Origin of the sequence: Pseudomonas lurida (assembly GCF_013522705.1) — a bacterium.
Classification (GTDB): domain Bacteria; phylum Pseudomonadota; class Gammaproteobacteria; order Pseudomonadales; family Pseudomonadaceae; genus Aquipseudomonas; species Aquipseudomonas quebecensis.
Genome location: NZ_JAAMRE010000023.1, coordinates 92691 through 102145, shown reverse-complemented (window position 1 = coordinate 102145; position 9455 = coordinate 92691). Strand labels below are relative to the sequence as shown.

The following is a 9455-nucleotide window of genomic DNA, read 5'->3' as shown; positions in this document are numbered from 1 at the left end:
CTCCTATTGGGGCTGCGCAGCAGCCCCAATAGGAGCGTCGCAGTATGCGAGGCAGCTCCGGGACTATGTTTTGGGGCTGCTTCGCAGCCCAACGCGGGGCAAGCCCGCTCGCCACAGGGTACTGGTTGCCCGTTCCGTCTCTTAACTGACCGGCATTGACCGGGTCAGGGTGGGTTTTGAAGCGACGAAGGCTAATTCTTCAAGTCAGACTCATGGATCGGCTGATCCCGATGGGTCGCGCGCTGATATTGCGCCGGCCAGGTCGCCTTGCGACCGCCCAGGTCGTCGTCGGCATGCAAGGGCCAATACGGATCGCGCAGCAGCTCACGGGCCAGGAAGATGATATCGGCCTGGCAGGTACGCAGGATGTGCTCGGCCTGCGCCGGCTCGGTGATCATGCCGACGGTGCCGGTGGCGATGCCCGCCTCCTTGCGCACGCGTTCGGCGAAACGCGTCTGATAGCCCGGCCCGGTGGGGATCTCGGCGTTGGCGGCGGTGCCGCCGGACGAGACGTCGATCAGATCCACCCCAAGGTCCTTCAGGCGGCGCGCCAATTCCACGGTTTCATCCGGGTTCCAGCCATCTTCGACCCAGTCGGTGGCCGATACCCGCACGAACAACGGCAGCTCCCGTGGCCACGCCTCGCGCACGGCCTCGGTCACTTGCAGCACCAGGCGAATGCGATTTTCGAACGAACCACCGTATGCGTCCTGGCGCTGATTGCTCAGCGGCGAGAGGAACTGATGCAACAGGTAGCCGTGCGCCGCGTGGATCTCCACTACCTTGAAGCCGGCCGTCAGGGCGCGTTTGGCCGCCGCGACGAAGTCGGCGATCACCTGCTGGATCTGGGCTTCATCCAACGGTTTGGGCTGGGTGTGCTGGGGGTCGAAAGCAATCGGCGACGGCGCGACCGGTGCCCAACCACCGTCTTCAGGCTTGACGCTGCCGTGCTTGCCGAGCCACGGGCGGTGAGTGCTGGCCTTGCGCCCGGCATGCGCCAGCTGGATTCCGGCCACCCCACCCTGGGCCGCAATAAAGCGCGTAATGCGTTGCAGCGGTTCGATCTGTTGGTCGTTCCACAGCCCCAGGTCCTGGGCAGTAATGCGACCAACGGCGCTCACCGCAGTGGCTTCGGTGAAGATCAGGCCAGCGCCGCCTACCGCACGGCTGCCGAGGTGCACTAAGTGCCAGTCATTGGCCAGGCCATCGGCGCTGGAGTACTGGCACATCGGCGATACGGCGATGCGGTTGGGCAAAGTCAATTGGCGCAGGGTGTAGGATTCGAGCAGTTGACTCATGGCGCACCTCTTCTGGGTTCTGTGGGCACTCTTCAAAGCGTGCTTAGAGCCTAGTCGACAACGCGCGATCGCACAGGGTTCAGCACAACACGGGCGCCGATGGCCGGCGCCCGTGCTGCGTGGGCTTACATCTCGACCTGGGTACCCAGCTCGATCACCCGGTTAACCGGCAGTTTGAAGAAGCGCAGGTTGCCGTTGGCGTTTTTCAACATAAACGCGAACAAGCCTTCGCGCCAGCGCGCCATGCCCTTGATGCGCGAGGCAATCACCGTTTCACGGCTGAGGAAATAGGTGGTACGCATCGGGCTGAAATCCAGTTCGTCCAGATGACACAGCTTCAGCGCCTGGGGTACGTCCGGCTCGTCGGTGAACCCGAAGTGCAGGATGACGCGGAAGAAGCCTTCGCCGTAGGCATCCACCTCGAAACGTCGGGTGGCCGGTACGCGTGGAATATCTTCGTAGACCACGGTCAACAGCACCACCTGCTCATGCAGCACCTGGTTGTGCAGCAGGTTGTGCAACAGCGCATGGGGCACCGCATCCGGGCGCGCCGTGAGGAACACCGCCGTACCCTGCACCCGATGGGGCGGTTGCACGCGGATGCTGCTGATAAAGATCGGCAGCGGCAGGCCGCCTTCGTCGAGGCGCTCCACCAGCAATTGCTTGCCGCGCTTCCAAGTGGTCATCAGCACGAACAGCACGATGCCCGCCAATACCGGGAACGCGCCGCCCTGGATGATCTTCGGCACGTTGGCGGCGAAGTACAGACCGTCGACCAACAGGCAGCAGACCAGCACCGGCACCGCCAGCACCGGCGGCCATTTCCACAGCAGCAGCATCACCGCCGACACCAGGATGGTGGTCATCAGCATGGTGCCGGTTACCGCCACGCCGTAGGCCGAGGCCAAGGCGTTGGACGATTCGAAACCCAGTACCAGCAGGATCACGCCGACCATCAACGACCAGTTCACCGCGCCGATATAGATCTGGCCCTGTTCGGCGCTGGAGGTGTGCTGGATATGCATGCGCGGGATGTAACCGAGTTGGATCGCCTGGCGCGTCAGGGAGAACGCACCGGAAATCACCGCCTGGGAGGCAATCACAGTGGCCAGGGTGGACAACACCACCAACGGGATCAGCGCCCAGCTCGGCGCCAGCAGATAAAACGGGTTGCGCGCGGCTTCGGGATCGCCCAGCAGCATCGCGCCCTGGCCGAAATAGTTGAGTACCAACGCCGGCAACACCAGCATGAACCACGCACGGGCAATCGGCTTGCGACCGAAGTGGCCCATGTCGGCATACAGCGCTTCGGCGCCGGTCAATGCCAGCACTACCGCGCCGAGGATCGCCACGCCGATGCCTGGATGGGCCTCGAAGAAACGCACGGCCCAGATCGGGTTCAGGGCATGGAGTACCTCAGGGTGCAGGGTGATGCCGTACACACCCAGGCCGCCCAGCACCAGAAACCAGGTCACCATCACCGGCCCGAACAGTTTGCCGATATGGTCGGTGCCGTGCTTCTGGATCAGGAACAGCGCCACCAACACCACCAGGGCAATCGGCACTACCCATTTTTCCAGGCCATCGAACGCCAGTTCCAGGCCTTCCACGGCCGACAATACGGAAATTGCCGGGGTGATCATGCTGTCACCGTAGAACAATGCCGCGCCGCACAGGCCACAGACCACCAGGAAACTGCGCAGCCGTCTGCGCTCCCCCGCCGCCCGCCGCGCCAGCGCGGTGAGGGCCATAATCCCGCCTTCGCCCTGGTTGTCGGCACGCAGTACAAACAGCATGTACTTGATCGACACCACCCAGATCAGCGACCAGAAGATCAGCGCCAGAATCCCCAGCACGCCATCGTGGTTGACCTGAACCCCATAACCGCCGTTGAACACCTCTTTAAGGGTATAGAGCGGGCTGGTTCCGATATCGCCATAAACCACCCCGACCGCTGCCACCAGCATGCCAATCGGTTTGGCGTTTGAATGCTCGGCACCTACTGCCTGACTACTTGCCTGACCCATCAACCACTCCTGCCCTTTGACCTGAGGTCTTATATGAACAACGCGTCTAAGCCGACGCTAGCATGCGCCGTTTTACTTCTCGTAACAGACGTTTTATTGACCCAAGGGTTTTACCCATGCGCAACGGCGCGAAGCATAGCGCAGCGCTCGTCGTATTTCCCTGCATAAAGCTGGTCAAGTGCGTTGCCCATCGCTAGAATTGCGCACTTTTTGATCAGAGGCGCGCCAAGCGCCCGTCCGCTGCCCTGCCCTTTGCGGCGGCGGCGTCATTCAATACCGAGGTTAGACATGTCCACCACTCCCGCAACGGCCAACCCCAAGGTCGGCTTTGTATCCCTGGGTTGCCCCAAGGCGCTGGTCGATTCCGAGCGCATCCTGACCCAACTGCGCATGGAAGGCTATGACGTGGTGTCCACTTATCAGGACGCGGATGTGGTGGTGGTCAACACCTGTGGCTTTATCGACTCGGCCAAGGCGGAGTCGCTGGAGGTGATCGGTGAAGCCATCAAGGAAAACGGCAAGGTCATCGTGACCGGCTGCATGGGCGTGGAAGAAGGCAATATCCGCAATGTGCACCCCAGCGTGCTCGCGGTGACCGGCCCGCAGCAGTACGAGCAAGTGGTCAACGCTGTGCACGACGTGGTGCCGCCACGCCAGGATCACAACCCGTTGATCGACCTGGTGCCGCCCCAAGGCATCAAGCTGACCCCGCGCCACTACGCGTACCTGAAGATCTCCGAAGGCTGTAACCATAGCTGCAGCTTCTGCATTATTCCGTCAATGCGCGGCAAGCTGGTGAGCCGTCCGGTGGGCGACGTGCTCGACGAGGCCCAGCGCCTGGTCAAGTCTGGCGTGAAGGAGCTGCTGGTGATCTCGCAGGACACCAGTGCCTACGGCGTCGATGTGAAATACCGCACCGGCTTCTGGAACGGCGCGCCGGTAAAAACCCGCATGACCGAACTCTGCGAGGCCCTCAGCAGCCTGGGCGTGTGGGTGCGCCTGCACTACGTCTACCCGTACCCGCATGTGGACGAGCTGATCCCACTGATGGCCGCCGGCAAGATCCTGCCGTACCTGGACATCCCGTTCCAGCACGCCAGCCCGAAAGTGCTCAAGGCCATGAAACGCCCGGCCTTTGAGGACAAAACCCTGGCGCGCATCAAGAACTGGCGCGAGATCTGCCCGGACTTGATCATCCGCTCCACCTTTATCGTCGGCTTTCCCGGCGAGACCGAAGAAGACTTCCAGTACCTGCTGGACTGGCTGACCGAGGCCCAACTGGACCGCGTCGGCTGCTTCCAGTACTCGCCGGTGGAAGGCGCCCCGGCCAACCTGCTGGACCTGGCCGTGGTGCCGGACGACGTCAAGCAGGACCGTTGGGAACGCTTCATGGCGCACCAACAGGCCATCAGCTCGGCGCGCCTGCAACTGCGTATCGGCAAGGAAATCGAAGTGCTCATCGACGAAGTCGACGAACAAGGCGCCGTGGGCCGTTGCTTCTTCGATGCGCCGGAGATCGACGGCAATGTGTTTATCGACGATGCCAGCGGTTTGAAGCCAGGCGACAAGGTCTGGTGCACCGTGACCGACGCCGACGAATACGACCTGTGGGCCGAAAAACGCGACTGATCGCTGGAAACTTGAAAAAGCCCTGCTTCTGGACAAGATGCGGGGCTTTTTTCGGTCTATTGTTTTGCCCATCGGCGCACACATCGGCAAGAGGCAACGGGCATGCGGCAGCATTCGGTCATTCATACACCTAACACCCGCGATTACCCGGAACTGGTCCGGGTGTGGGAAGCGTCGGTGCGCGCCACCCATGATTTCCTGCCCGACAGCTACATCGTATTACTCAAAGACCTGGTGCTGACCCGCTACCTGGATGCGGTGATGCTGGTCTGCACCAAGGACGCGCGCCAGCGCATCACTGGGTTTGCCGGGGTAGCGGCGGGAAAAGTCGAGATGCTGTTCATCGATCCGCAACACCGTGGCCAAGGCTTGGGCCGCCAGTTGCTGCGCTACGCGGTGGAGTGCATGAACGCCGACGAGCTGGAAGTCAACGAACAGAATCCCCAGGCCCTGGCCTTTTACCTCAAGCAAGGTTTCGAGGTGATCGGACGCACCGAGCATGACGGCCTTGGCCAGCCTTATCCGTTGCTGCGCATGCGCTTGCGCCAGCTGTCGCCGCAGGCGCGCCAGGGCTAAATGAAATGGGGCCGGGATTAACCGGCGCCAGGCAGGTACAATAGCCGCCCCCTTTTGTTACGGCCCTTGTCATGACTGACCCCATACGCCTCTCCAAACGCCTTATCGAACTGGTCGGTTGCTCCCGTCGGGAGGCTGAGCTGTTTATCGAAGGCGGCTGGGTCTCGGTGGACGGTGAAGTGATCGACGAACCGCAGTTCAAGGTCACCACCCAGAAAGTCGAACTCGACCCCGAGGCCAAGGCCACCGCGCCGGAACCGGTGACCATCCTGCTGCACGCCCCGGCCGGTGTGGATGCTGATACCGCGATGGCGATGATCAGCGCCGATACCCTGTCGGACGAACATCGTTTCGGCAAGCGTCCGCTCAAAGGCCACTTCCTGCGCCTGAGCGCCAGCGCCGACCTGCAGGCCAAGGCCAGCGGCCTGCTGGTGTTTACCCAGGACTGGAAGATTCTGCGCAAGTTGACCGCCGATGCCGCCAAGATCGAGCAGGAGTATGTCGTGGAGGTCGAAGGCGAGATGGTTGCCCACGGCCTTAACCGCCTGAACCACGGCCTGACCTACAAAGGCAAAGAGCTGCCAGCCGTAAAAGCCAGCTGGCAGAACGAAAATCGCCTGCGCTTTGCGCTGAAAAATCCGCAACCCGGCGTGATCGCGCTGTTCTGCGAGGCGGTCGGCCTGAAGGTCGTGGCTATTCGCCGCATCCGCATCGGCGGGGTGTCCATTGGCAAGGTTCCAGTGGGCCAATGGCGTTACCTGTCCGGCAAAGAGAAATTTTAAGCTGCTCCCCCTTTCGACAGCGCCCCGCCGGGCGTTGTCCACCGTTGAAAACCAGGATTGCCCACCATGATTCACAACGACGTACTGCGCAGCGTGCGCTACATGCTCGATATCAGCGACAACAAGATGGTCGAGATCACCAAGCTCGGCGGCATGGACATCACCAAGGATGACCTGCTGACTTACCTCAAGAAGGACGAAGAAGAAGGCTTCGTGTTCTGCCCGGACGAGGTCATGGCGCACTTTCTCGATGGCCTGGTGATCTTCAAGCGTGGCAAGGATGAAAGCCGTCCACCGCAGCCGATCGAGACGCCGGTCACCAACAACATCATTCTCAAGAAGCTGCGCGTGGCCTTCGAACTGAAGGAAGATGATATGCACGCCATTCTCAAGGCCGCCGAATTCCCGGTGTCCAAGCCGGAATTGAGCGCGCTGTTTCGCAAATTCGGCCACACCAACTATCGACCGTGCGGCGACCAGTTGCTGCGTAACTTCCTCAAGGGGCTGACGCTGCGGGTGCGTGCGTAAGCCATGAGTCACTTGGTCTCCCCCGTCGGTTTCGTGCGCTCCTGTTTCAAGGAGAAGTTCGCCATCCCGCGCCAACCGCAACTGGCGCCGGCCGCCCGCGGCGTGCTGGAGCTGGTGGCGCCGTTCGACCAGGGCGAGGCCGTTCAAGGCCTGGAGCAGGTCAGCCATGTGTGGCTGCTGTTTCTGTTCCATCAGGCGTTGGAAGACAAGCCGCGCCTGAAAGTGCGCCCGCCACGCCTGGGTGGCAATACGTCCATGGGGGTGTTCGCCACCCGTGCGACCCATCGGCCCAATGGCATCGGCCAGTCGGTGGTGAAACTGGACAGGGTCGAGCCGGGTCGGTTGTGGATCTCCGGGATCGATCTGCTCGACGGCACGCCGGTGCTGGACATCAAGCCTTACGTGCCTTACGCCGACATCATCGACACGGCCAGCAACCGCATCGCCAGCGGGGCGCCGGCGTTGATTCCCGTACAGTGGCTGAAGACTGCGCTGCAGCAAGCACAAGGCCATGCCCAGCGTCTCGGCGAGCCGTTGGTGGAATTGATTGATCAGTGTTTGGCGCAGGACCCCCGGCCCGCGTACCAGACGCCTGGTCCGGAGCGCGAGTACGGGGTGCGCTTCTGGGATGTGGATGTGCGCTGGCACTATCCCGAGGCTGGGGTGATTTGCGTATTAGAAGTGGTGACAGCAGGATAAACCGCAAACCAACTGTGGGTGGGGACAAGCCCCCTCCCACATTCAGGTCTTCTGTATTGTCCAGTCAGCACATGGTTTGGCTGTTTTATTTCTCGACGAATGCGCGTTCGATCAGGTAATCACCTGGCTCGCGCATGCGTGGCGAAACTTTCAGGCCGAAGCTGTTGAGCACTTCGCTGGTCTCGTCCAGCATGCTTGGGCTGCCGCACAGCATGGCGCGGTCGTCCTCGGGGTTGATCGGCGGCAAGCCGATGTCCCGAAACAGCTTGCCGCTGCGCATCAGGTCGGTCAGGCGGCCCTGGTTTTCAAAGGGCTCGCGGGTCACGGTGGGGTAGTAGATCAACTTCTCACGCACGGCCTCGCCGAAGAATTCGTTCTGCGGCAGGTGCTCGGTGATGAACTCGCGGTAGGCCACTTCGTTGACGTAGCGCACGCCGTGGCACAGGATCACTTTTTCAAAACGCTCGTAGGTTTCCGGATCCTGGATCACACTCATGAACGGCGCCAGGCCAGTGCCGGTGCTGAGCAGGTACAGGTGTTTTCCGGGCTTCAAGTCGTCCAGCACCAGGGTGCCTGTCGGTTTCTTGCTGATGAGGACCTCATCGCCTTCCTTCAGGTGCTGCAATTGGGAAGTCAGCGGGCCATCCGGCACCTTGATGCTGAAGAACTCCAAATGCTCTTCCCAGTTCGGACTGGCAATGGAGTAAGCACGCATGAGCGGGCGGCCGTTGGGTTGCTGCAGGCCGATCATCACGAACTGACCGTTCTCGAAGCGCAGGCCCGGATCGCGGGTGCACTTGAAGCTGAACAGAGTGTCGTTCCAGTGATGAACACTGAGGACACGCTCGTGGTTCATGTTGCTCATGTACGGGGGACTCCTGGAAATGGGTCTGCGCCAAATGTGAAATGCGCAATTGCAGCGCATTCTAATGGCGGCGACAATATCTGTTAACTGGATTATTAAGATAAGGGTTATCGGTTATATCGATATGCGATTTACTCTCCGTCAACTGCAAGTCTTCGTCGCCGTCGCCCAGCAGGAAAGCGTTTCGCGCGCTGCTGGCCTTCTGGCTTTATCCCAATCCGCCGCCAGCACGTCGATTACCGAACTGGAGCGTCAATCCAGCTGCCAATTGTTCGACCGCGCCGGTAAACGCTTGAGTCTCAATGCCCTGGGCCATCAGCTGTTGCCCCAGGCGGTCGCGCTGCTGGACCAGGCCAAGGAGATCGAAGACCTGCTCAACGGCAAGTCCGGCTTCGGCTCCCTGGCGGTCGGGGCCACCCTGACGATCGGCAATTACCTGGCGACGCTGCTGATCGGCAGCTTCATGCAGCAGCACCCCGAAAGCCAGGTGAAATTGCACGTGCAGAACACCGCACATATCGTGCATCAAGTGGCGCATTACGAAATTGATCTGGGTCTGATCGAAGGCGACTGCAGCCACCCGGATATCGAAGTACAGACCTGGGTAGAAGACGAGTTAGTGGTGTTTTGCGCCCCACAGCACCACCTGGCCAAACGTGGCGTGGCGAGCATGGACGAGTTGACCCATGAAGCGTGGATCCTGCGCGAACAAGGCTCAGGCACACGCCTGACGTTTGACCAAGCCATGCGCCATCACCGCAGCGCACTGAACATCCGCCTAGAACTGGAACACACCGAGGCGATCAAGCGTGCGGTGGAGTCGGGTCTGGGGATCGGCTGTATCTCAAGGCTGGCGCTGCGTGACGCGTTTCGTCGTGGCAGCCTGGTGCCGGTGGAAACCCCTGATCTGGATCTGGCACGGCAGTTTTATTTCATCTGGCACAAGCAGAAATACCAGACCTCGGCGATGCGCGAGTTCCTGGAACTCTGCCGCGCATTCACCGCCGGCGTGCAGCGCAGCGACGAAATCGTGCTGCCCAACATTGCCTGA

The 9455-nt window shown here is 61.2% G+C and carries 9 protein-coding genes; 6 read left to right on the top strand and 3 right to left on the bottom strand.

Translation table 11 applies throughout. From position 1 onward, the window contains the following. Positions 1–191: 191 nt before the first annotated feature. Positions 192–1298 (bottom strand): NADH:flavin oxidoreductase/NADH oxidase, encoded by a 1107-nt coding sequence (locus tag G7025_RS18585; RefSeq protein WP_181080578.1) that lies wholly within the window; start codon positions 1296–1298, stop codon positions 192–194. Between the two features lie 125 nt (positions 1299–1423). After that, positions 1424–3325 carry a potassium transporter Kup gene (locus tag G7025_RS18580; RefSeq protein WP_181080577.1) on the bottom strand — a complete coding sequence of 634 codons (1902 nt, stop codon included), beginning with the start codon at positions 3323–3325 and terminating at the stop codon, positions 1424–1426. A 288-nt stretch (positions 3326–3613) separates the two neighbouring features. Between G7025_RS18580 and rimO the strand changes: the two genes are divergently transcribed. The 5 genes from rimO (at position 3614) to tsaA (ending at position 7539) form a co-directional block, all read left to right on the top strand. Continuing rightward, entirely contained in the window at positions 3614–4954 is a 1341-nt protein-coding gene (gene rimO / locus G7025_RS18575; RefSeq protein WP_181080576.1) for a 30S ribosomal protein S12 methylthiotransferase RimO, read from the top strand. A 102-nt stretch (positions 4955–5056) separates the two neighbouring features. After that, a complete protein-coding gene (locus G7025_RS18570; protein ID WP_181080575.1) occupies positions 5057–5530 on the top strand; it encodes a GNAT family N-acetyltransferase in 474 nt (157 codons plus the stop codon). 71 nt (positions 5531–5601) lie between these two features. Then, a complete protein-coding gene (locus tag G7025_RS18565) occupies positions 5602–6312 on the top strand; it encodes an rRNA pseudouridine synthase (RefSeq protein WP_181080574.1) in 711 nt (236 codons plus the stop codon). A gap of 66 nt (positions 6313–6378) precedes the next feature. Then, the gene (locus G7025_RS18560) at positions 6379–6840 is read left to right on the top strand and encodes a YehS family protein (protein WP_181080573.1); all 462 of its coding nucleotides are present in this window, start codon (positions 6379–6381) and stop codon (positions 6838–6840) included. Between the two features lie 3 nt (positions 6841–6843). Beyond that, a complete protein-coding gene (gene tsaA / locus G7025_RS18555; RefSeq protein ID WP_181080572.1) occupies positions 6844–7539 on the top strand; it encodes a tRNA (N6-threonylcarbamoyladenosine(37)-N6)-methyltransferase TrmO in 696 nt (231 codons plus the stop codon). Positions 7540–7624: 85 nt separating this feature from the next. Here tsaA and fpr read toward each other — a convergent pair whose 3' ends face one another. After that, a complete protein-coding gene (gene fpr, locus G7025_RS18550) occupies positions 7625–8404 on the bottom strand; it encodes a ferredoxin-NADP reductase (protein ID WP_181080571.1) in 780 nt (259 codons plus the stop codon). Between the two features lie 124 nt (positions 8405–8528). On the opposite strand from fpr, the gene G7025_RS18545 reads away from it, so the two are divergent. Further along, positions 8529–9455 carry a LysR family transcriptional regulator gene (locus G7025_RS18545; RefSeq protein WP_071492650.1) on the top strand — a complete coding sequence of 309 codons (927 nt, stop codon included), beginning with the start codon at positions 8529–8531 and terminating at the stop codon, positions 9453–9455.

What these genes read in the sequence shown, in the direction of transcription:
- G7025_RS18565 (WP_181080574.1), top strand. Translation starts at nt 5,602, where the DNA reads ATGACTGACCCCATACGCCTCTCCAAACGCCTTATCGAACTGGTCGGT.
- G7025_RS18560 (WP_181080573.1), top strand. Translation starts at nt 6,379, where the DNA reads ATGATTCACAACGACGTACTGCGCAGCGTGCGCTACATGCTCGATATC.
- G7025_RS18545 (WP_071492650.1), top strand. Translation starts at nt 8,529, where the DNA reads ATGCGATTTACTCTCCGTCAACTGCAAGTCTTCGTCGCCGTCGCCCAG.
- G7025_RS18570 (WP_181080575.1), top strand. Translation starts at nt 5,057, where the DNA reads ATGCGGCAGCATTCGGTCATTCATACACCTAACACCCGCGATTACCCG.
- fpr (WP_181080571.1), bottom strand. Translation starts at nt 8,404, where the DNA reads ATGAGCAACATGAACCACGAGCGTGTCCTCAGTGTTCATCACTGGAAC.
- G7025_RS18580 (WP_181080577.1), bottom strand. Translation starts at nt 3,325, where the DNA reads ATGGGTCAGGCAAGTAGTCAGGCAGTAGGTGCCGAGCATTCAAACGCC.
- rimO (WP_181080576.1), top strand. Translation starts at nt 3,614, where the DNA reads ATGTCCACCACTCCCGCAACGGCCAACCCCAAGGTCGGCTTTGTATCC.
- tsaA (WP_181080572.1), top strand. Translation starts at nt 6,844, where the DNA reads ATGAGTCACTTGGTCTCCCCCGTCGGTTTCGTGCGCTCCTGTTTCAAG.
- G7025_RS18585 (WP_181080578.1), bottom strand. Translation starts at nt 1,298, where the DNA reads ATGAGTCAACTGCTCGAATCCTACACCCTGCGCCAATTGACTTTGCCC.